The 24,504-nt window shown below is 73.5% G+C and carries 2 protein-coding genes and 1 pseudogene; all 3 read left to right on the top strand.

Features of this window, described 5'->3' with window-relative positions:
- Nucleotides 1–155: 155 nt before the first annotated feature.
- Nucleotides 156–8,465, top strand: a pseudogene (locus tag AB0I91_RS07240) (type I polyketide synthase); the annotation flags it as partial.
- Nucleotides 8,466–8,493: 28 nt separating this feature from the next.
- A complete protein-coding gene (locus AB0I91_RS07235) occupies nt 8,494–13,110 on the top strand; it encodes a type I polyketide synthase (RefSeq protein WP_499636138.1) in 4,617 nt (1,538 codons plus the stop codon).
- A gap of 32 nt (nt 13,111–13,142) precedes the next feature.
- The coding region (locus AB0I91_RS07230) for an SDR family NAD(P)-dependent oxidoreductase (protein WP_499635747.1) at nt 13,143–24,504 on the top strand (11,362 nt) is incomplete at its 3' end.

Below are 24,504 nucleotides of genomic sequence, written 5' to 3'. Positions count from 1 at the left end.
CCGACCCCGATCCGCCGGCGCGGACCGCGCCGCGTGAATAAGAGCCGCGCGGGACGACTAAGGGTTGTGGTCAGGGGGTGGGGAAAACGTAGCGTCGGTCGACGTTGGGGCGAAAGCTGACCAGGGGAGTGCCTGCGGTGGGCGACGACGAAAAGCTTCTCGGCTATCTCAGAAGGGCCACCCAGGACTTGCGGGAGGCGCGTCGGCGCATAACCGAACTGGAGAATTCCGGTTCGACTTCGACCGAGCCCATTGCCGTGGTGGCGATGGCGTGCCGCTATCCGGGCGGGGTGGCCTCGCCCGAGGACCTGTGGCGGCTGGTCGACGACGGCGCGGACGCCATCACGGAGTTCCCCGGCGACCGCGGCTGGGACGTGGACGGGATCTACGACCCCGAGCCGGGCCGGCCGGGCAAGTCCTACGCCCGCACGGGCGGCTTCCTGCACGACGTCGCCGGGTTCGACCCCGCGTTCTTCGGGATCAGCCCCAACGAGGCGCTCTACATGGATCCCCAGCAGCGGCTGCTGCTGGAGGTGTCGTGGGAGGCGTTCGAGCGGGCGGGCCTCGACCCCCGGTCGCTCAAGGGCAGCCCGACCGGCGTCTTCACCGGGATGATGTACCACGACTACCCGGAGGCCCACAGCAACGGTTCGGTCGCCTCCGGCCGGGTGTCGTACGTGTTCGGCTTCGAGGGGCCGTGCGTCACCGTGGACACGGCCTGCTCGTCGTCCCTGGTGGCGGTGCACCTGGCCGTGCAGTCGCTGCGGACGGGCGAGAGCTCGCTCGCGCTGGCGGGCGGCGTCGCCGTGATGGCCACGACCGACACGTTCGTGGAGTTCAGCAAGCAGCGCGCGTTGTCGCCGGACGGCCGGTGCCGGTCGTTCGCCGCCGCGGCCGACGGCACCGGGTGGGGCGAGGGCGCGGGCGTGGTGCTGCTGGAGCGCCTGTCCGACGCCCGCCGCAACGGCCACCGGGTGCTCGCGGTGATCCGCGGCAGCGCCACCAACCAGGACGGCGCGAGCAGCGGCCTCACCGCGCCGAACGGCCCGTCGCAGCAGCGGTTGATCCGCCGCGCCCTCAAGGACGCGGGACTGGGGCCCGCCGACGTGGACGCGGTCGAGGCGCACGGCACCGGCACCCGGCTCGGCGACCCGATCGAGGCGCAGGCGCTGCTGGCCACCTACGGGCAGGACCGGCCGGCGGACCGACCGCTGTGGCTGGGCTCGCTCAAGTCGAACATCGGGCACACCCAGTCGGCCGCCGCGGTCGGCGGGATCATCAAGATGGTCATGGCGCTGCGGCACGGCGTGCTGCCGAAGACGCTGCACGTGGACGAGCCGACGCCGAACGTGGACTGGGCGGCGGGTGACGTCCGGTTGCTCACCGAGGCCCGCGAGTGGCCCGCGTCCGACCGGCCGCGCCGGGCCGGTGTCTCGTCGTTCGGGGTGAGCGGCACCAACGCGCACGTGATCCTGGAAGAGGCGGAGCCGCAGGACGTGCCGCCGGTCGAGGACGGCGCGGGCGTCGGTGTGACGCCGTGGCCGCTGTCCACGCGCACCGCGGAGGCGTTGCCCGGTCAGGCGGCGCGGCTGCTGGCGGCCGTGCGCGACCTGCCGGTGGGTGCGGTGGGGCGTTCGCTGGCGACGACCCGTGCCGCGTTGGAGCACCGGGCCGTGGTGCTCGGCGCGGACCGTCCGCAGTTGGTGGCGGGGTTGGACGCGCTGGCCGCCGGTCGTCCCGCGGCCGGCGGTCCGGTGGTCGTGAGCGGTGTGGCGCACGAAGAGCCGGGTGTCGTCTTCGTGTTCCCCGGGCAGGGTTCGCAGTGGGCGGGCATGGCGGTGGAGCTGCTGGACACCGCGCCGGTGTTCGCCGACAGCCTGACCCGGTGCGCCGAAGCGCTCGAACCGTTCGTGGACTGGCGGTTGACCGACGTGCTGCGCGGTGCGCCCGGCGCGCCGTCGCTGGAGGCCGTGGACGTCGTGCAGCCCGCGTTGTGGGCGGTGATGGTGTCGCTCGCGGCGTTGTGGCGCTCGTGCGGCGTGGAGCCGGCCGCGGTGGTCGGTCACTCGCAGGGCGAGATCGCGGCGGCGTGCGTGGCCGGCGCACTGTCCCTTGAGGACGGTGCACGGGTGGTCGCGCTGCGCAGCGCCGTCATCGCCGGTGAGCTGGCGGGCAAGGGCGGCATGATGTCCGTGCCGCTGCCGCGTGCGCGCGCGCAGGAGTGGGTGGACCGCTGGGACGGGCGGTTGTCGCTCGCCGCGGTCAACGGCCCGGGTTCGGTGGTGGTGTGCGGCGAGTCCGCCGCGTTGGACGAGATGTTCGCCGAGCTGGCCGAGGCGGGGGTCGAGGGCCGCCGCATCCCGGTGGACTACGCCTCGCACTCGCACTACGTCGAGGCGGTCGAGGGCCGGTTGCTGGACGTGCTCGCGCCGGTCCGGCCGCGATCGTCCACAGTGGCCTTCTACTCGACGGTGACGGGCGGGAAGCTCGACGACACGGCGGTGCTGGACGCCCGCTACTGGTACGCGAACCTGCGTCGGACGGTCGGTTTCGAGCAGGCGACCCGCGCGTTGCTGGAGGACGGCTACGGCCTGTTCGTGGAGTGCAGCCCGCACCCGGTGCTCCAGGTCGGTCTGCAGGAGACCGTGGAGGACTCGGGCGAGCCGGCGGTGACGGTCGGTTCGCTGCGCCGCGACCACGGTGGCCTGGACCGGTTCGCGCTGTCGTTGGCGACGGCGTACGTGCACGGCGCGCCCGTCGACTGGACCGGGTTCCACCCCGGCTCGGGGACGGTGGAGCTGCCGACGTACGCGTTCCACCGGGACCGGTTCTGGCTGGAGCCGGTGGCGACGGAGGCCGACCTGCCCGCCGTGGGCCAGGACCGGGTGGACCACCCGCTGCTCGGCGCGGCGGTCGAGCTGCCGGACGGCGGCGGGCACGTGTTCACCGGCCGGTTGTCGGTGCGGACGCACCCGTGGCTGGCCGATCACGACGCGTTGGGCGCGGTGCTGCTGCCGGGCACGGCGCTCCTGGAGATGGCGATCCGGGCTGGTGACCACGTCGGGTGCGACCTGCTGGCCGAGCTGACGTTGCAGGAGCCGCTGGTGCTGCCGGCCGACGGGGACGTGCGGGTGCAGCTGGTCGTCGGGGTGGCCGACGAGTACGGGGCGCGGTCGGTCGCCGTGCACTCGCGGCGGGAGGGCGACGACGCGTGGGTGTGCAACGCGGTCGGCGCGCTCGCGGAGTCCGCGGCCCGCGCGCCTTCGATGGACCTGGCCTCCGAGTGGCCGCCGGCCGGTGCGACCGAGGTGGACGTGACCGGGGCTTACGAGGCTCTGCTGGCTCGGGGGTATGCCTACGGGCCGGTGTTCCAGGGGTTGCGGGCCGTGTGGGTGCGGGGCGAGGAGGTGTTCGCCGAGGCCGTGCTGCCGGAGCGGGCGCGGGGTGACGCGGACCGGTTCGGGCTGCACCCGGCGGTGCTGGACGCGGCCCTGCACGCGGCGCTGGTGACGGCGGACGAGGGCGGCGCGACGGCGCTGCCGTTCGCGTGGACCGGGGTGACGTTGCACGCGACCGGGGCCACCGCGCTGCGGGTGCGGTTGGCGGGGTCCGGGGTGGAGGTGGCGGACTCGGCCGGGCGGCCCGTGCTGTCGGTGGACGAGCTGGTGATCCGGGAGGTGTCGGCCGAGCAGGTGAACGCGCGGTCGGGCCGGCGGGACACGCCTTATCGGGTGGAGTGGACGCCGCTCGCCGCGGTTGCCGGTGGGGTGGACGGTGCGTGGCTGGAGGTCGACGGCTGGTGGGAGGACGGTCTCGCCGCCTTCGAGGGTGATGAGGTGCCCGAGGTCGTCGTGTGGCGGGTGCCTAGGCCGGCCGGTGACGGGCTGGTCGGTGTCGCGCCGGCTGCTGGCGCGGCGGTCGGGCCTGCCGGTGGTGGGGCTGGGGTGCCCGGCGCCGTGCACGAGGTGGTGCAGCGGACTGTTCGGGTGTTGCGGGAGTGGGTGGGTGAGCCTCGGTTGGCGTCCTCCCGTCTCGTCGTCGTCACCGGTGACGCGACCGCGTTGGGCGTGGCGCCCGTGTGGGGCGCGGTGCGGGCGGCGCAGGCGGAGAACCCCGGGGCGTTCGTGCTCGTGGAGACCGACGGGCTCGCAAAGTCGGAGGCGGTGCTCGCCGCGGCTATAGCCAGTGGGGAGCCCGAGGTCGCGGTGCGGGAAGGCGTCCTGGCCACGCCCCGGTTGGTGGCGGTTGAAGGCGGTGGTGACGCGCCGGGGTTCGACCCCGAGGGCACCGTGCTGATCACGGGCGGCACGACGGGGCTCGGTGCGCGGGTCGCCCGCCGGCTCGTGGCCGGGCACGGCGTGCGGCACCTCCTGCTGGCCGGCCGGCGCGGTCCGGACACGCCCGGCGTCGACGCGTTGGTGGCCGAGCTGACGGAGGCGGGCGCCCACGTCTCGGTGGCCCGGTGCGACTTCGCCGACCGTGACGCGGTCGCGGCACTGGTGGGCTCGGTGCCGGCGGCGCACCCGCTGACGGCGGTCGTCCACGCGGCCGGCGTGCTCGACGACGGTGTGCTCGCGGCCCAGACGCCGGACCGGGTGGAGCGGGTGCTGCGGCCCAAGGTCGACGCCGCGTGGCACCTGCACGAGGTGACCGCGGGACTCGACCTGGCGGCGTTCGTCCTGTTCTCCTCGCTCGCCGCGACGCTCGGCGGTCCCGGCCAGGCCAACTACGCCGCGGCGAACGCGTTCCTGGACGCCCTGGCGGCCCATCGGCACGCCGCAGGGCTGGCCGCCTCGTCGTTCGCCTGGGGTCTGTGGACCGGGACGGGCATGGGCGAGTCGCTCGCCGACGCGGACGTGCGGCGGCTGGCGGAACTCGGGCTGCCGCCGCTGGACGTGGACGCGGGACTGGCGTTGTTCGACGCGGCGCTGCGGACCGACGAGGCGCACGTCGCGCTGATGCGGGTGGACCGCGCCGCACTGCGGGCACGGGCCGTCCGGCACGAGGCGCCGCCGATGCTGCGCGACCTGGCCCGGGTGCCCGTCCGGCAGAGCGTGGGCGAGACCTCCGCCGCCGAACGGCTGGCCGCGCTCGGCGACGAGGAACGCGCCCGCGTGCTGCTCGGCGAGGTGCGCGCCGCCGCGGCCGAGGTGCTCGGTCACGACGGCGCGGCGTCGGTCGACCCGGACCGGGTGTTCCGCGACCTCGGGTTCGACTCCCTCTCGTCGCTGAACCTGCGCAACCGGCTCAACGCGGTGACCGGGCTGCGGCTGCCCGCCACGCTGGTGTTCGACCACCCGACGTGCCGGGCCGTGGCCGCCTACCTCGACGAGCTGCTCGGCGCACGGGTGGCGGCCCGCGCGGAGGTCGTCGAACGGCGGGTGGACGACGACCCGATCGCGATCGTCGCGATGGCCTGCCGGCTGCCCGGTGGCGTGGCGTCACCGGAGGACCTGTGGCGGGTGGTGGCGGACGGCGTCGACGTGATCTCCGACCTGCCCGCCAACCGGGGGTGGGACCTCGACGGCGGGTTCGACGCCGAACCGGGCGTGCCCGGCAAGCACTACGCCCGCGCCGGCGGGTACCTGCACGACGCGGGGCGGTTCGACGCCGGGTTCTTCGGCATCAGCCCGGCGGAGGCGCTGACCATGGACCCGCAGGAGCGCCTGCTGCTGGAGGTGTCGTGGGAGGCGTTCGAACGCGCGGGCATCGACCCGTTGTCGTTGCGCGGCAGCGACACCGCCGTGTTCGCGGGCGTCATGTACCACGACTACCCGCTCAACAGCGCGTCGGGCGCGATCGCGTCCGGCCGGATCGCCTACACCTACGGCTTCGAGGGCCCGGCGGTCACCATCGACACGGCGTGCTCGTCGTCGCTGGTGGCGCTGCACCTGGCCGTGCAGGCGCTGCGGGCCGGCGAGTGCTCGTTGGCGCTGGCGGGCGGTGCGACCGTGATGGCGACGACGGAGACGTTGGTCGACTTCAGCATGCAGGGCGGCCTGTCCGCCGACGGCCGGTGCCGCTCCTACGGCGCGGGCGCGGACGGCACCGGGTTCTCCGAGGGCGTCGGGCTGCTGCTGGTGGAGCGCTTGTCGGACGCGCGGCGCAACGGGCACCCGGTGCTGGCGGTGGTGCGCGGGTCGGCGGTCAACCAGGACGGCGCGTCCAACGGGTTGACCGCGCCGAGCGGCCCGTCGCAGGAACGGGTGATCCGGCGCGCGCTGGCGAGTGCCGGTCTGTCCACTTCGGACGTGGATGTGGTCGAGGGCCACGGCACGGGCACCTCGCTGGGTGACCCGATCGAGGCGCAGGCGTTGCTCGCCACCTACGGCCAGGGCCGCACCGGAGACCCGCTGTGGCTGGGGTCGGTCAAGTCGAACCTCGGGCACACCCAGGCCGCGGCCGGCGTCACCGGGGTGATCAAGGCCGTGGAGGCGATGCGGCGCGGTGTGGTGCCGCCGACCCTGCACGCGGACGAGCCGTCGACGCAGGTGGACTGGTCGGCGGGCGCGGTGCGGCCGGTCACCGGGGCGGTCGAGTGGCCCGCGGTGGCGCGCCCGCGCCGTGCCGCCGTGTCGTCGTTCGGGATCAGCGGCACCAACGCCCACGTGATCCTCGAAGCCGTGCCGCCGGCGGACGTCGAACGACCCGAGGTCGAGCCGCGGGTGGTGCCGTGGTTGCTGTCGGGCCGGACCGAAGAGGCGCTGACCGCCCAGGCCGCGGCGTTGCTGGCGGCGGACCCGCGCGGCGGTGCGGCGGACGTGGGGTTGTCGCTCGCGACCACCCGCACCGCGCTGGAGCACCGGGCGGTGATCGTCGCGGCGGACCGCGCCGAGGCGGAGGCCGCGGTGTCGGTGCTGGCCGGCGGGCCCGGGGTGCCGCCGGTGGTGGAGCGGGCACGTCGGGACGCGCGCACCGCGTTCGTGTTCACGGGCCAGGGTTCGCAGCGGCCGGGCATGGGACGCGAGCTGTACGGGGTGTACCCGGTGTTCGCCGCCGCGCTGGACGAGGTGCTGGCCGGGTTCGACCCGGTGTTGCGGGACGTGATGTGGGGCGAGGACGCGGCGCGGTTGGACCGCACGGAGTTCACGCAGCCCGCGTTGTTCGCCTTCGAGGTCGCGCTCCACCGCTTGCTGGAGTCCTGGGGCGTGCGGCCCGACTTCCTGGCCGGGCACTCGATCGGCGAGGTCGCCGCCGCCCACGTGGCCGGCGTGCTGTCGTTGCCGGACGCGTGCCGGTTGGTTTCGGCGCGGGCGAGCCTGATGCAGGCGCTGCCCGAGGGCGGGGCCATGGTGGCGATCCAGGCCGCCGAGGCCGACGTGCTGCCGTTGCTGTCCGAGGGCGTGGGCATCGCCGCGGTCAACGGGCCGGACTCGGTGGTGATCTCGGGCGTCGAGGCCGACGTGGTGCTGGTCGCGTCGAAGTTCGAGCGGGTGAAGCGGCTCTCGGTGTCGCACGCGTTCCACTCGGTGCTGATGGACCCGATGCTGGACGACTTCCGCGCGGTCGCGACGGGTCTGACCTACCGGGAGCCGACCATCCCGATCGCGACGAGCGGTGACGTGACCGACCCGGAGCACTGGGTGCGGCACGTCCGCGACGCGGTCCGGTTCCACGACTCGGTGCGGCGCCTCCTGGGCGAAGGCGTGACCACGGCGCTCGAACTGGGGCCGGACGCGGTCCTGTCGAGCACGGGCCCGGACGTGTTCGTGCCGACGCTGCGGCGCGGCCACGGCGAGGAGCACCGGCTCGTCACGGCGCTCGCCACGGCCCACGCGCGCGGCACGGCGGTCGACTGGCGGGCGTTCTTCGCGCCCACCGGCGCCGTGGTCGTGGGCCTGCCCACCTACGCCTTCCAGCGCGACGAGTACTGGCTGGTCGGGGCGGACTCCTCGGCCGTGGCTCGGCTCGCCGCGGAGCACCCGTTGCTCGCGGGCGCGGGCGAGGACACCGAAGGGCTCACCGCGCGGCTGGCGCCGCTGTCCGAAGTGGACCGGCACCGGGTGCTGCTCGACCTGGTGCGCGCCCACGTGGCCGCCGTGCTCGGGCACGCCACCGTGGCGCCGGTCGAGCCGGGACGACCGTTGCAGGAGCTGGGTTTCGACTCCATGGCGGCGGTGGCACTGCGCCGCCGGCTCGGCGCGGCGACAGGGCTTGAGCTGCCGGTGACGCTGGCGTTCGACCACCCGACGTGCGAGGCCCTCGCCCGCTACCTCGAGGTCGAGGTCCGGGCGGAGGACGGCGGCGCGGCGGGCGCGGTGCTCGGCGAGGTCGAGCGGTTGGAGGCGGCGCTGGCCGCGGCCGGGCCCCTCGACGGTGACGCCGACCTGGTGACCGCGCGGCTGGAGGCGGTGCTGCGCCGGTGGCGCGACCTGCAGGGCGGTGTCGAGACCGAGGACGCCGACTACGAGGCGGCCACCGACGAGGAGCTGTTCGCGGCTCTGGACCGCGAGTTCGGCGCGTAGTCCGCACGGAGATTGGGTGAATGAGGCGATGGGCGACGACGACAGGCTCCGGGACTACCTCCAGCGCGCGACGACCGAGCTGCGGCAGGCGAAGCGGCAGCTGCGCGAGGTGGACGAGCGACGGCACGAGCCGATCGCGATCGTCGCCGCGAGCTGCCGCTTCCCGGGCGGGGTGCGCACGCCGGAGCAGTTGTGGGAGCTGGTGGAGGGCGGGGTCGACGCGATCTCGCCGTTCCCGACCGACCGCGGTTGGGACGCCGACGCGCTGTACCACCCGGAGCCCGCGACGCCGGGCCGCACCTACGTGACCCGGGGCGGGTTCCTGCACGACGCGGCGGAGTTCGACGCGGACTTCTTCCGCATCAGCCCCCGGGACGCGCGGGACACCGACCCGCAGCAGCGGCTGCTGCTGGAGACCGCGTGGGAGGCGGTCGAACGGGCCGGCATCGACGCCACCGCGTTGCGCGGCACGGCGACCGGCGTGTTCACCGGCGTCGTCTACCACGACTACGCCATCGGCGCCGGTCCCGGCGGCCTGGCCAGCGTCGCCTCGGGCCGGTTGGCCTACTTCCTGGACCTGGTCGGCCCGGCCGTCACGGTCGACACGGCGTGCTCGTCGTCCCTGGTCGCCCTGCACTGGGCGGTCCAGGCGCTGCGCTCCGGCGAGTGCTCGATGGCTTTGGTGGGCGGTGCGACCGTGATGCCCGGCCCGGAGTCGTTCGTCGGCTTCAGCCAGGACAACGGGCTGGCGCCGGACGGGCGGTGCAAGTCGTTCGCCGACGCCGCCGACGGCACCGCCTGGGGCGAGGGCGTGGGCGTGCTGCTGCTGGAACGGCTGTCGCAGGCCCGCCGCGAGGGGCACCCGGTGCTCGCCGTCGTGCGCGGCACCGCGATCAACTCCGACGGCGCGAGCAACGGGCTCACCGCGCCCAACGGCCCGGCCCAGCAACGCCTCATCCGCGCCGCGCTCGCCGACGCGCAGGTGCCCGCCGACCAGGTGGACCTCGTCGAGGCGCACGGCACCGGCACGACGTTGGGCGACCCGATCGAGGCCGTGGCGCTGCTGGAGACCTACGGCCGGGGCCGGCCCGCGGACCGGCCGCTGTGGCTGGGGTCGATCAAGTCGAACGTCGGGCACACCCAGGCCGCTGCGGGTGTGGGCGGCGTGATCAAGGTGGTGGAGGCGATCCGGCGCGGCGTGCTGCCGCGCACCCTGCACGTGGACGCGCCCTCGTCCAATGTGGACTGGTCGCGCGGCGCGGTGCGGCTGCTCACCGACCAGGCGCCGTGGCCGGACCACGGCTACCCGCGGCGCGCGGGCGTGTCCGCGTTCGGGCTCAGCGGCACCAACGCCCACGTGATCATCGAGGAGCCGCCCGCCGAGGAGCCTGCCGCGGACCGGGCCGACCGGGCGCCGGGCGCGGTGCCGCTGCTGCTGTCGGCCCGCACGGCGGCGGCGCTGCCCGCGCAGGCCGCGGCGTTGCGCGGCCACGTGCTGCGCGACCCGGCGGTGGACGTGGCCGACCTGGCGTTCTCCCTCGCGACCACGCGGGCCGCGCTGGACCACCGGGCCGCGGTGGTGGCCGAGGACGTGCCGGGGCTCCTGCGCGGCCTGACCGCGTTGGCCGAGGGCTCCGCCGCACCCGCCGGGGTGTCCACGGCCCACGCCAGGCCCGGTGGCCGCACGGCGTTCCTGTTCACCGGCCAGGGCGCGCAGCGGCTGGGCATGGGGCGCGGGCTGCACGCCGCGTTCCCGGTGTTCGCCGCCGCCCTGGACGAGGTGCTGGCCGAGCTCGACCCCGTGCTGCGGGACGTGGTGTGGGGCGAGGACGCGGGGCGGCTCGACCGCACCGAGTTCGCCCAGCCGGCGCTGTTCGCGTTCCAGGTGGCGTTGTTCCGGCTGGTCGAGTCGTGGGGCGTGCGGCCGGACCTGCTCGCGGGCCACTCGGTGGGCGAGCTGGCCGCCGCCCACGTGAGCGGTGTGCTGTCGCTGCGTGACGCGGCGGCGCTGGTCACCGCACGCGGCCGGCTCATGCAGGCGCTGCCGAGCACCGGTGCGATGCTCGCGGTGGAGGCGACCGAGGACGAGGTCGTGCCGCTGCTGGACGGCCGCGTGGACGTGGCCGCGGTCAACGGACCGACCGCGGTGGTCGTCTCCGGCGAGGAGGAGGCGGTCGACGCCGTCGACGCCCACTTCACCGCGCTCGGCCGCCGGACCAGGCGGCTGCGCGTGTCGCACGCGTTCCACTCGCCGCTGATGGAGCCGGTGCTCGCCGACTTCGCCGAGGTCGCCCGCGGCCTGGACTACCGGGCGCCGTCGATCCCGATCGTCTCCACCGTCACCGGGGAACCGGTCGGCGCGCGGGACCTGGCGGCCGACTACTGGGTGCGGCACGTCCGTGACGCGGTCCGCTTCCGCGACGGCGTCCGCCGGCTGCACGCCGAGGGCGTCACGACTTTCCTGGAGCTGGGGCCCGCTGCCGTGTTGTCCGCGATGGGGCCTGACTGCGTCGAGGACGGCGACGCGGTGTTCCTGCCGACCGTGCGGGCCGACGGGGCGGAGCGGCACGACGTGTTCGCCGCGCTGGCCCACGCCCACGGGCTCGGCGTCACCGTCGACTGGGCCGGCGTGTTCGCGGGGTGGGACGTGCGCCGCGTCGACCTGCCCACCTACGCCTTCCAGCGCCGCCGCTACTGGCGGGACGTGCCCGTGCCCGCGGTGGACCCGGCGGACGCCCTGCGCTACCGCGTCGAGTGGCAGCCCGTGACGCCGCCGTCCGCGCGGCTCGACGGCACCTGGCTGGTCGCCCACCCCGCCGGGGACGACCCGCGCCTCGACGCGGTGCTCGCCGGGCTCGCCGACGCCGGCGCCCTGGTGCTGCCGGTCGAGGTGAGCGGCGCCGACCGGGCCGGACTGGCGACCGCGCTGGCCGCCGCGCCCGAACCCGACGGCGTGCTGTCGCTGCTGGCGTTCGACCGCACCGAGGAGCGTGCCGTGCTGTCCCGCGGCCTCGTGGACAACGTCGTGCTCGCCCAAGCGCTCGGCGACGCCGGCATCACCGCGCCGCTGTGGTGCGCGACCGCCGGCGCGGTCGCCGTCGGGACCGGGGAGCCGGTCGACGCGCGGCAGAGCGCGACGTGGGGCCTGGGCATCGGCCTCGCCCTGGAGCAGCCGACCACCTGGGGTGGCCTGGTCGACCTCCCGCCGCACGTGGACGCGCAGGTCGTCGAGCGGCTGGGCGCGGTGCTGGCCGACGATCGCGGCGAGCACGAGGTGGCGATCCGACCGGGCGGCGTCTTCGCGCGCCGCCTCGTCCGCGGGTCCGGCGGCACGCCCGACGAACCGTGGCGCGCCCGCGGCACCGTGCTCGTCACCGGCGGCACCGGCGGCCTGGGCGCCCACGTGGCGCGGTGGCTCGCCGACCACGGCGCCGAGCACGTCGTGCTCACCAGCCGCCGCGGCCGGGCCGCCGACGGCGCGGCCGACCTGGAAGCCGACCTCGTCGCGCGCGGCGTCGAGGTGACGATCGCCGCGTGCGACGTGACCGACCGCGAGGCCGTGCGCGGGTTGCTCGCCGGCCTGCCCGGCCTGACCGCCGTGGTCCACGCCGCCGGCGCGTCCCAACCGCTGGCCCCGCTCACCGAGCTGGACGCGGCCGGGTTCGCCCGGGTCGGCGCGGCGAAGATCGCCGGCGCCGCGCACCTCGACGCCCTGCTGGCCGACCGGCCGCTGGACGCGTTCGTGCTGTTCTCCTCCGGGTCGGCGGTGTGGGGCAGCGCGGCGCAGGCCGCCTACTGCAGCGCCAACGCCTACCTGGACGGCCTCGCCGCCGACCGCCGGGCGCGCGGCCTCACCGCCACCGCCGTCGGCTGGGGCTCCTGGGACGGCGGCATGGTGGACGACGAGATCGCCGCGACCATGCGGCGGATCGGCGCGCCGGCGATGCCGCCCGGCCTCGCCCTGCGGGCGTTGCGGCGGGTGCTGGAGACCGGCGACGCGGCGCCGGTCGTGGCCGACTTCGACTGGGCCCGCTTCACCTCCGTCTACACCTCCGCCCGACCGAGGCCCCTGCTGGCCGCCCTGCCCGAGGCCGCGGCCGTCCTCGCCGACCCGTCGCCCGAGCAGGGTGAACCCGCGCTGGCCGCCCGCCTGGCCGCCCTGCCCGCCGCCGAACGGGCGGGCGTCGTGCTCGGCGCGGTGCGCGAGCAGGTCGCCGCGATCCTCGGTCACGACGACCCGACCGAGGTGGACCAGGCGCGCACGTTCACCGACCTGGGGTTCGACTCGGTCGCCGCGGTCGACCTCCGGGCGCGGCTGAACGCGGTCACCGGCCGCAGCCTGCCCAGCACCCTGGTCTTCGACCACGTCACCCCCGCCGCGCTCGCCGACCACCTGCACTCGGTGCTCGGTGACGGCGAGGCGGAGCCGCCGTCCGCGCTCACCGAGCTGGAACGGCTGGAACGGGCCGCCGCCGGCCTGTCCGCCGCCGAGATCACCCGCCTGGGCCTGGTGGCGCGCCTCCAGGCGCTGGCGGGCCGGCTCGGCGAGGTCGGCGGGTCCGCGGCCGACGTCGAGGACCGCCTCCGCGCCGCGTCGGCCGACGACCTCTTCACCTTCATCGACACCGAGCTCGGAATCTCCTGACCCCGGGCAGGGGCACGAAATCAAAGGACGCCGTGAACACGATGGCTAACGACGACAAGCTCCTGGAGTACCTCAAGCGCGTCACCGCCGACCTGCACCAGACCAAGCGGAGGTTGCGGGAAGTCGAGAGCGCGGAGCCGGAGCCGATCGCGATCGTGGCCATGGCCTGCCGCTATCCCGGTGGCGTGTCCTCGCCCGAGGACCTGTGGCGGCTCGTCGACGACGGCGTCGACGCCCTCACGCCGTTCCCGGCCGACCGCGGCTGGGACCTGGGCGAGCTGGTGGGCGGCACCGCGGACGGCATCGGCGCGAGCTACGTCCACGTCGGCGGTTTCGTGCCCGACGCGGGCCACTTCGACCCCGGCTTCTTCGGCATGAGCCCGCGCGAGGCCCTCGTCACCGACCCCCAGCAGCGGCTCATGCTGCACGCGTCGTGGGAGGCGTTCGAACGGGCCGGCATCAACCCGGAGGAGGTGCGCGGCGCGCCGGTCGGCGTGTTCGTCGGCTCCGGGTTGCAGGACTACTCGGCGCTGCTCGACGGCTCACCGGAACTCGCCGAGGCTTACCTGGGCACGGCCAGCGTCGGCGCGGTGATCTCCGGCCGGGTCGCCTACGCGCTCGGCCTGGAAGGGCCCGCCGTCACGGTGGACACCGCGTGCTCGTCGTCGCTGGTCGCGATGCACGTGGCGAGCCAGGCGCTGCGGTCCGGCGAGTGCTCGATGGCGCTCGCGGGCGGCGTGATGGTGATGTCGACGCCCGGCGCGTTCGTCGCGTTCAGCAAGCAGGGCGGCCTGTCGCGCGACGGCCGGTGCAAGTCGTTCGCGGGCGCGGCCGACGGCACCGGCTGGGGCGAGGGCGTCGGCGTGCTGCTGCTGGAGAAGCTGTCCGACGCGCGGCGCAACGGTCACCCGGTGCTGGCCGTGCTGCGGGGCACGGCGGTGAACCAGGACGGCGCGTCCAACGGCCTGACCGCCCCAAACGGTCCGTCCCAGCGCCAGGTGATCCGGCAGGCCCTGGCCAACGCCCGGCTGTCCGCCGCGGACGTCGACGTGGTCGAGGGCCACGGCACCGGCACGACGTTGGGCGACCCGATCGAGGCCCAGGCGTTGCTGGAGACGTACGGGCGTGACCGGGACGCGCCGTTGTGGTTGGGGTCGATCAAGTCGAACATCGGTCACACGCAGGCCGCCGCCGGTGTCGCCGGTGTGATCAAGATGGTCGAGGCGATCCGGCACGGCGTGATGCCGCGGACCCTGCACGTGGACGAGCCGTCGCCGCACGTGGACTGGTCCGCCGGCGACGTGCGGTTGTTGACCGAGGCCCGGGAGTGGGTTGCCGAGGGTCGGCCGCGTCGGGCCGGTGTGTCGTCGTTCGGGATCAGCGGCACGAACGCGCACGTGATCATCGAGCAGGCGCCGGAGGAGGAGGCCGGGCTCGCGACGGCAGAGCTGCCGGTCGTGCCGCTGCTGGTGTCGGGGAACGACGCGGCGTCGCTCGCCGCGCAGGCCGAGCGGCTTCGCGCGTGGTGGTCGGCCAACCCCGCCGCTCGACCGACGGATGTCGCGTTCTCGCTGGCCACGGGCCGTGCGCCGTTGACGCACCGGGCGGTGGTGGTCGGTCGGGACCGGGACGAGTTGGTGCGCGGTTTGGCGGATGTCGTGCCGGTGGTGGCGCGGGCTGGTGGTGAGACGGCGTTCTTGTTCACTGGTCAGGGTTCGCAGCGGTTGGGGATGGGCCGTGAGCTGTCGGTCGTGTTCCCGGTGTTCGCGCGGGTGTTCGACGAGGTGTTGGCCGGGTTCGACCCGGTGTTGCGGGAGGTGGTGTGGGGCGAGGACGCAGAGCGGCTGGAGCGGACCGAGTTCACGCAGCCTGCGTTGTTCGCCTTTGAGGTGGCGTTGTTCCGCCTGTTGGAGTCGTGGGGTGTGCGGCCGGATCGGGTTGCTGGTCATTCGATCGGTGAGATCGCGGCGGCTCACGTTGCCGGGGTGTTGTCGCTGTCGGACGCGTGTCGGTTGGTGTCGGCGCGGGCGAGCCTGATGCAGGCGTTGCCCGAGGGCGGCGCGATGGTGGCGATCAAGGCTGCCGAGGCCGAGGTGGTGCCGTTGTTGACCGGCGGTGTGGGCGTCGCGGCGGTGAACGGCGCGGACTCGGTCGTGGTTTCCGGGGTCGAGGCCGAGGTGCTGGCGGTGGCCGCGAAGTTCGAGCGGTCGAAGCGGCTTTCGGTGTCGCACGCGTTCCACTCGGTGTTGATGGACCCGATGTTGGACGACTTCCGCGTGGTGGTGCGGGAGTTGGGCTTCCGGGAGCCGACCATCCCGATCGCTACGGCCGGTGATGTGACGGATCCGGAGTACTGGGTTCGGCACGTCCGGGACGCGGTGCGGTTCCACGACTCCGTGACGCAGTTGCAGGGCGCAGGTGTCACGAGGTTCGTCGAGGTCGGGCCCGATGGCGTGCTGAGCGCGCTGGTCGAGGGCGCGATCGCGGTGCAGCGCAAGGGACGCGACGAAGCGGTCACGCTGGTGGCGGGCCTGGGCCGGTTCCACGGCACGGGCGGCGCGGTCGACTGGCGGGCGTTCTTCGACGGCCGCGGCACGCGGGTCGACCTGCCGACCTACGCGTTCCAGAGCGAGCGGTACTGGCTCGACGTGAAGCCGGGCTTCGGCGACCTCTCCTCGGCGGGCCTCGACCCGGCTGACCACCCGTTGCTGGGCGCGGTCGTCGTCCTCGCGGACTCCGACGGCGTGGTGCTGACCGGGCGGCTGTCCGCTTCGGCGCAGCCGTGGTTGGCCGATCACGTCGTCGGCGGCTCGATCGTGTTCCCCGGCACGGGTTTCGTCGAGTTGGCGATCCGGGCGGGTGACCAGGTCGGTTGCGGTGTGGTCGAGGAGTTGACGCTCACCGCGCCGCTGGTGCTGCCCGAACGCGGCGGCGCGCAGGTGCGGGTCGTGGTCGGCGCGGTGGGGGAGTCCGCGAGCCGTTCGGTGGACGTGTACGCGCGCCCGCAGGACGCTCCCGCCGACGTGCGGTGGACCCACCACGCCACCGGTCTCCTGCGTGCCGGGGCCGTCGGTGACGGCGAGTCGTTGAGCGAGTGGCCGCCGGCCGGCGCGGAGCCGCTGGACGTCGCCGGGCACTACGACGTGCTGGCCGAGGCGGGCCTCGAGTACGGGCCGGTGTTCCAGGGGTTGCGGTCGGCGTGGCGGCTGGGTGACGACGTGTTCGCCGAGGTCGCGCTGCCGGACGGGGTGGACGGCGGGTCGTTCGGGCTGCACCCGGCGTTGCTGGACGCGTGCCTGCACGTCGGGTCGTTCACCGGGTTGTTCGGTGAGCGCGCGGTGCTGCCGTTCTCGTGGTCCGGGGTGTCGTTGTTCGCGGCCGGGGCGTCGCGGGTGCGGGTGCGGTTGTCGCCGGTGGGCGAGGGCGCGGTGGCGCTGGCCGTGGCGGACGCCGGTGGCGCTCCGGTCGCGTCGGTGGCGTCGCTGGTGCTGCGGCCGGTCGACGTGAAGCAGGTCGGGGCCGCCGCGGCCGGGACGTTCGAGTCGTTGTTCCGGGTGGAGTGGTCCCCGGTGTCGGCGTCTCCGGTGTCGGCGGACGTCGTGGTGTTGGAGGCCGGCGCACCCGGTGCCGGCCCTGCCGGCGTGCGGGCTGAGGTGTCGCGGGTCCTGGGTGAGGTGCAGGACTGGTTGGCGCGGGGTGATGGCTCGTCGTTGGTCGTGGTGACGCGGGGTGCGGTCGCGTTCGGTGAGGTCACGGATCTTGCCGGTGCCGCGGTGTGGGGTCTGGTGCGGTCGGCGCAGTCGGAGAACCCGGGTCGGATCGTCCTGGTGGACACCGACGCCGAGGTGGACCCGGCCGTGGTGCTCGGTGCCGGTGAGCCGCAGCTGGTGGTGCGTGACGGGGCGTTGTTCGGGGCCAGGTTGGCGCGGGTGGCCGAGTCCGGGTCTGAGATGCGGTTCTCGGGTCGGGTGTTGGTGACGGGTGCGACGGGTTCGCTCGGTCGGTTGGTGGCCAGGCACTTGGTCGTCGCGCATGGTGTGACCGACTTGGTGTTGACGAGTCGGCGTGGGATGGATGCGCCGGGTGCTCGTGAGCTGGTGGCCGAGTTGGCTGGGGCTGGGGCCGAGGTCGAGTTGGTGGCCTGCGACGTGGCTGATCGGGAGGCGTTGGCCGGGTTGTTGGCCGGGCGCCCCGTCGATGGTGTGGTGCATGTCGCCGGTGTGTTGGACGACGGTGTGATCGCGTCGTTGACGCCTGGGCGGGTTGACGGGGTGTTGCGTCCGAAGGTGGATGCGGCGTGGAACCTGCACGAGCTCGTGGGTGATGTGTCGGCGTTTGTGTTGTTCTCGTCGGCGTCTGGGGTGTTGGGTGCGCCGGGTCAGGGGAACTACGCGGCGGCGAACGCGTATCTGGACGCGTTGGCGGCGTATCGGCGGGCGAACGGGATGGCGGCGCAGTCGCTGGCCTGGGGCCTGTGGGCGGCCGAGGACGCCGGGATGTCCGGCCGGCTGACGGACGCCGACCGCTCCCGGGTGGTCGGTGCCGGTGTGTTGCCGCTGGCCGCCGAACAAGGGCTCGCGCTCCTCGACGCCGCGATCGGCACGGGTGAGGCCGCGGTGATCCCCGCGTCGTTCGACCTGGGCGCGATCCGGGCGCGTGGCGAGCTGATGCCCGAGCTGTTCCGCGGCTTGGTGAAAATGGCGCGGCGGCGTCGTGCCGGCACCGGGAGCGAGCCCGCCCAGTTGCGCCGGGTGCTCGCCGCGCTGCCCGAGGACGAGTGGGAGGCCGCGCTCCTCGACCTGGTGCTGAACCAGGTCGTGTCCGTGCTCGGGTTCACCTCCGCGGCGGCGGTCGACCCGGAGCGGGCGTTCAACGACCTGGGCTTCGACTCGTTGTCGGCGGTGGAGTTCCGCAACGGCCTGAGCACCGCGGTCGGCGTGCGGCTGCCCGCGACCCTGGTGTTCGACCACCCCACGCCGCAAGCGCTTGCGCGTCACCTGGTGGCCGAGGTGTCCGGTCTCGGTGACGACGCGGCGGCGGTCGCGACCACGACCGTCACCGACGAGCCGATCGCCATCGTCGGGATGGCCTGCCGCTACCCCGGTGGCGTGTCCTCGCCCGAGGACCTGTGGCGGCTGGTGGCCGACGGCGTGGACGCGGTGTCGCCGTTCCCGACCAACCGGGGCTGGGACGTCGACAAGCTGTACGACCCGACGGGCGAGCGGCCCAACACCAGCTACACCCGTGAAGGCGGGTTCCTGCACGACGCCGACGAGTTCGACCCGGCGTTCTTCGGGATCAGCCCCAACGAAGCCGTGATCATGGACCCGCAGCAGCGGTTGCTGCTGGAGGCGTCGTGGGAGGCGTTCGAGCGGGCGGGGATCGACCCGGTGTCGTTGCGGGGCAGTGACACCGGTGTGTTCGCCGGGATGATGTACCACGACTACGCCGCCAACAGCAGCACCGGCGCCATCGCGTCCGGGCGGGTGTCGTACGTGTTCGGGTTGGAAGGCCCGGCGGTCACGGTGGACACGGCGTGCTCGTCGTCCTTGGTGGCGTTGCACCTGGCGAGCCAGGCCCTGCGATCGGGCGAGTGCTCGTTGGCGCTCGTCGGTGGGGTGGCCGTGATGGCGACGCCCGAGGTGTTCGTGGAGTTCAGCCGTCAGCGCGGGTTGTCGCCGGACGGTCGGTGCCGGTCGTTCGCGGCCACCAACAACGGGACGTCCTGGGGTGAAGGCGTCGGCATGCTGCTGGTGGAGCGGCTGTCGGACGCCCGCCGCAACGGTCACCCGGTGCTGGCCGTGGTCCGCGGCACGGCGGTGAACCAGGACGGCGCGTCCAACGGCCTGACCGCACCGAACGGTCCGTCTCAGCGTCGGGTGATCCGGCAGGCGTTGGCGAATGCCGGTTTGACGGCTGCCGACGTGGATGCGGTGGAGGCGCACGGCACGGGTACGACGTTGGGTGATCCGATCGAGGCTCAGGCGTTGTTGGAGACGTATGGGCGTGATCGTGAGGTGCCGTTGTGGTTGGGGTCGATCAAGTCGAACATCGGTCACACGCAGGCGGCTGCGGGTGTTGCCGGGATCATCAAGATGGTCATGGCGATGCGGCACGGCGTGATGCCGCCGACGTTGCACGTTGACGAGCCGTCTCCGCACGTGGACTGGTCGGCTGGGAACGTGCAGCTGTTGACCGAGGCTCGGGAGTGGGCTGCCGAGGGTCGGCCGCGTCGGGCCGGCATCTCCTCGTTCGGGATCAGCGGCACGAACGCGCACGTGATCGTCGAAGGCGTGGCTGCTGAGTCGGTCGACGAGGACGACGCGGGCCTGCCGGTGGTGCCTTGGGTGTTGACCGGTCGTTCGGCCGAGGCGGTGCGTGCTCAGGCTGTGCGGTTGGCATCCGTGGACGCTGACGTTCGGCCGGTGGATGTCGCGGTGTCGTTGGCTGGTCGTTCGGTGTTCGAGCACCGGGCGGTGGTGGTCGGTCGGGACCGGGACGAGTTGGTGCGCGGCTTGGCGGATGTCGTGCCGGTGGTGGCGCGGGCTGGTGGTGAGACGGCGTTCTTGTTCACTGGTCAGGGTTCGCAGCGGTTGGGGATGGGCCGTGAGCTGTCGGTCGTGTTCCCGGTGTTCGCTCGGGTGTTCGACGAGGTGTTGGCCGGGTTCGACCCGGTGTTGCGGGAGGTGGTGTGGGGCGAGGACGCGGACCGCTTGAACCGCACGGAGTTCACGCAGCCTGCGCTGTTCGCGTTCGAGGTGGCGCTTTACCGGCTGTTGGAGTCGTGGGGTGTTCGGCCGGATCGGGTTGCTGGTCATTCGATCGGTGAGATCGCAGCGGCTCACGTTGCCGGGGTGCTGTCCTTGGCGGACGCCTGTCGCTTGGTGTCGGCGCGTGCGCGTTTGATGCAGGAGTTGCCCGAAGGTGGGGCGATGGTGGCGATCAAGGCCGCCGAGGCCGAGGTGCTGCCGCTGTTGACGGCCGGTGTGGGCATTGCGGCGGTCAACGGGCCGGATTCGGTCGTGGTTTCGGGTGTCGAGGCTGAGGTGCTGGCGGTGGCCGCGAGGTTCGAGCGGTCGAAGCGGTTGTCGGTGTCGCACGCGTTCCACTCGGTGTTGATGGACCCGATGTTGGACGACTTCCGCGTGGTGGTGCGGGAGTTGGGCTTCCGGGAGCCGACTATCCCGATCGCTACGGCCGGTGATGTGACGGATCCGGAGTACTGGGTTCGGCACGTGCGGGACGCGGTGCGGTTCCACTATGCCGTGACGCGGCTGCGTGACGAGGGCGTGGCGCGGTTTGTCGAGGTCGGGCCGGACGGTGTGTTGAGCGCGCTGGTCGATGGTGCGATTCCGTTGCAGCGCAAGGGGCAGGACGAAGCGCTGACGCTGGTCAAGCGGCTCGGCCAGTGGTACGCCACCGGTGGGTCGGTCGACTGGCCGTCGTTCTTCGGCGGTCGTGGGCGGCGGGTCGACCTGCCGACCTACGCGTTCCAGCGCGAGCGGTACTGGATCGACTCGCTCGACTACTGGCGTGAGGCGTGGGCGGGCGCGACCCTCGGTGCGGGCGACGTCGTGTCCGCCGGGTTGGACGTGCCGGAGCACCCGTTGCTCGGCGCGGTCGTGGTGGCGCCGGACACCGATGGCGCGGTGCTCACCGGCCGGTTGTCGGTGCGGGCTCAGCCGTGGCTGGCCGATCACGCGGTCGGTGGCGCGGTCGTCTTCCCCGGCACCGGGTTCGCGGAGTTGGCGATCCGGGCCGGTGACGAGGTCGGCTGCGGCACGCTCGACGAGCTGGTGCTCACCGCGCCGCTCGTGCTGCCCGACGAGGACCGGGACCAGGGCGTTCAGCTGCGCGTGATCGCGGGCGCGCCCGACCGGACCGGTCGGCGCACGGTGACCGTCCACTCGCGCCCGGAGCGCGGGGACGACCTGCCCTGGGTGCTGCACGCGGAGGGCGTGTTGTCGTCGGGGACGTCGGTCGCGGGGTTCGACCTGCGGCAGTGGCCGCCGGCCGGCGCGGAGCCGCTGGACGTCGCCGGGCACTACGACGTGCTGGCCGAGGCGGGCCTGGAGTACGGGCCGGTGTTCCAGGGGTTGCGGTCGGCGTGGCGGCTGGGCGACGACGTGTTCGCCGAGGTGGCGCTGCCGGACGACGTCGACGGCTCGGCTTTCGGGGTGCACCCCGCTTTGCTGGACGCGTGCCTGCACGCTTCCTCGTTCACCGGGGCGTTGGGTGAGCAGGCCATGTTGCCGTTCACGTGGTCCGGCGTGTCGTTGTTCGCGGCCGGGGCGTCGCGGGTGCGGGTGCGGTTGTCGCCGCTGGGCGAGGGCGCGGTGGCGCTGGACGTCGCGGACGCCGACGGCAACCCGGTCGCGTCCGTGCGTGAACTGGCGCTGCGCCCGGTGTCGACCGGTCAGTCGGCTTCGCCGTCCGCGCAGTCGTTGTTCCGGGTGGAGTGGTCGCCGGTGTCGGGGACTCCCGTCTCGGCGGACGCTGTGGTGCTGGAGGCCGGTGCGCCGGGTGCGGACGCTGCGGGAGTGCGGGCAGAGGTGTCAAGGGTGCTGGGTGAGATCCAGGACTGGTTGGCACTTGGTGACGGTTCGTCGCTCGTCGTGGTGACGCGGGGTGCGGTGGCGTTCGGTGAGGTCACGGATCTGGCCGGTGCCGCGGTGTGGGGCTTGGTGCGCTCGGCTCAGTCGGAGAACCCCGACCGGATCGTTCTGGTGGACACCGACGCCGAACTCGACATGGCCGCTGTCCTGGGCACCGGTGAGCCGCAGGTCGTTGTGCGGGACGGCGTGATGCACGGCGCCCGGTTGGTTCGGGTGACCGAGTCCGGGTCTGAGGTGCGGTTCTCGGGTCGGGTGTTGGTGACGGGTGCGACGGGTTCGCTCGGTCGGTTGGTGGCCCGGCACCTCGTGACCTCGCATGGTGTGACTGACTTGGTGTTGACGAGTCGGCGCGGGATGGACGCGCCTGGGGCGTCCGAGTTGGTCGCGGAGTTGGCTGAGGCTGGGGCCGAGGTCGAGCTGGTGGCCTGTGACGTGGCCGATCGTGAGGCGTTGGCGGGGCTGTTGGCCGGGCGTCCGGTCGGTGGTGTGGTCCACGTTGCGGGTGTTCTGGACGATGGTGTGATCGGGTCGTTGACGCCTGAGCGGGTTGACGGGGTGCTGCGTCCGAAGGTGGACGCGGCGTGGAACCTGCACGAGTTGGTCGGCGATGTGTCGGCGTTTGTGTTGTTCTCGTCGGCGTCTGGGGTGTTGGGTGCGCCGGGTCAGGGGAATTACGCGGCGGCGAACGCGTATCTGGACGCGTTGGCGGCGTATCGGCGGACGAACGGATTGGCGGCGCACTCGCTGGCCTGGGGCCTGTGGGCCGACGAAGCGGGCATGGGCGGCGAGCTGAGCGAAGCCGACGTGCAGCGGATGCGGCGGTCCGGTGTGCTCGCGCTGTCGGCCGGCGAGGGGCTCGCGCTGCTCGACGCCTCGCTGGCACTCGACCTGCCTGCCTTGGTGCCGATCCACGTCGACATGTCCGGCGCGACCGCGACCGAGGTGCCCCACATGCTCCACGGGTTGCTGCGCCGCCCGGCACGGCGTGCGGCGGCGTCCGGTGGTTCGTCGGTGTGGCGTGAGCGGTTGGCGGGGTTGGCGCAGGAGCAGCGGCTCGCGGTGTTGGTGGAGTTGGTGCGGGCGCAGGCGGCTGCGACCTTGGGTCACGCGGGTCCGGAGGCGATCGATCCGGAGCAGGCGTTCAACGATCTCGGTTTCGACTCGTTGTCGGCGGTGGAGTTCCGCAACGGCCTGAGCACGGCGCTGGACATGCGGCTGTCGGCGACGCTCGCGTTCGACTACCCGACGCCGTTCGCGCTGGCCGAGCACTTGCTGGGCGAGGTCACCGGTGAGGGCGAGCGGGCGCGGGCGGTCGTGGCGACGACGTCGGTGACCGACGAGCCGATCGCGATCGTGGGCATGGCCTGCCGGTACCCCGGTGGTGTCAGCACGCCCGAGGACCTGTGGCGGCTCGTCGCGGACGGTGTCGACGCCATCGGCGAGTTCCCGACCGATCGCGGTTGGGACGTCGAGCGGCTGTTCGACCCGACCGGTCAGCGGCAGGACACCAGCTACACGCGTGAGGGCGGCTTCCTGTACAGGGCTGCGGAGTTCGACCCGGCGTTCTTCGGGATCAGCCCGAACGAGGCGTTGGTGATGGACCCGCAGCAGCGGTTGTTGCTGGAGACGTCCTGGGAGGCGTTCGAGCGGGCGGGGATCGATCCGGTTTCCCTGCGGGGCAGCGATACCGGCGTTTTCGCCGGGATGATGTACCACGACTACGAAGCGAACAACAACACCGGCGCGATGGCGTCCGGTCGCGTCGCTTACACCTTGGGGCTGGAAGGGCCTGCGGTGACGGTGGACACGGCGTGTTCGTCGTCGTTGGTGGCATTGCACTTGGCGAGCCAGGCGCTGCGGTCGGGCGAGTGCTCGTTGGCCTTGGCGGGCGGCGTGACCGTCATGGCGACCGCGGACACGTTCGTGGAGTTCAGCCGTCAGCGCGGGCTGTCGCCGGACGGCCGGTGCCGGTCGTTCGCGGGTTCGGCGGACGGCACCGGGTGGGGTGAAGGCGTCGGGATGCTGCTGGTGGAGCGGTTGTCGGACGCGCGCCGCAACGGCCACCGGGTGTTGGCGGTCGTCCGTGGCACGGCGATCAACCAGGACGGCGCTTCGAACGGCTTCACGGCCCCCAATGGTCCGTCTCAGCGTCGAGTGATCCGGCAGGCCTTGGCGAACGCCGGTCTGACGGCCGCTGATGTGGATGCGGTGGAGGCGCACGGCACCGGCACGACGTTGGGTGATCCGATCGAGGCTCAGGCGTTGTTGGAGACGTACGGGCGTGACCGGGACGCGCCGCTGTGGTTGGGGTCGATCAAGTCGAACATCGGTCACACGCAGGCGGCTGCGGGTGTTGCCGGGATCATCAAGATGGTCATGGCGATGCGGCACGGCGTGATGCCGCCGACCTTGCACGTTGACGAGCCGTCCCCGCACGTGGACTGGTCGGCGGGGAACGTGCAGCTGTTGACGGAGGCTCGGGAGTGGCCGTCGAACGGGCATCCTCGTCGGGCCGGTATCTCGTCGTTCGGGATCAGCGGCACCAATGCGCACGTGATCATCGAGCAGGGGCGCGACGAGCGCCGGGAGCCCGTGGGCGACGACTTGCCGGTGGTGCCGTGGGTGTTGTCGGGTCGTTCGGCTGAGGCAGTGCGTGCTCAGGCTGTGCGGTTGGCTTCTGTGGACGCTGATGTCCGGCCGGTGGACGTCGGCTTGTCGTTGGCTGGTCGTTCGGTGTTCGAGCACCGGGCGGTGGTGGTCGGTCGGGATCGGGACGAGT

The sequence above is a fragment of the Actinosynnema sp. NPDC049800 genome, assembly GCF_040656635.1.
GTDB lineage: Bacteria > Actinomycetota > Actinomycetes > Mycobacteriales > Pseudonocardiaceae > Actinosynnema.
Note: the sequence above shows the minus strand (reverse complement) of the source record. Positions and strands in the feature narration are given on the sequence as shown.

Coding starts and splice junctions, on each gene's coding strand:
- AB0I91_RS07235 (WP_499636138.1), top strand. CDS start 8,494: ATGGGCGACGACGACAGGCTCCGGGACTACCTCCAGCGCGCGACGACC.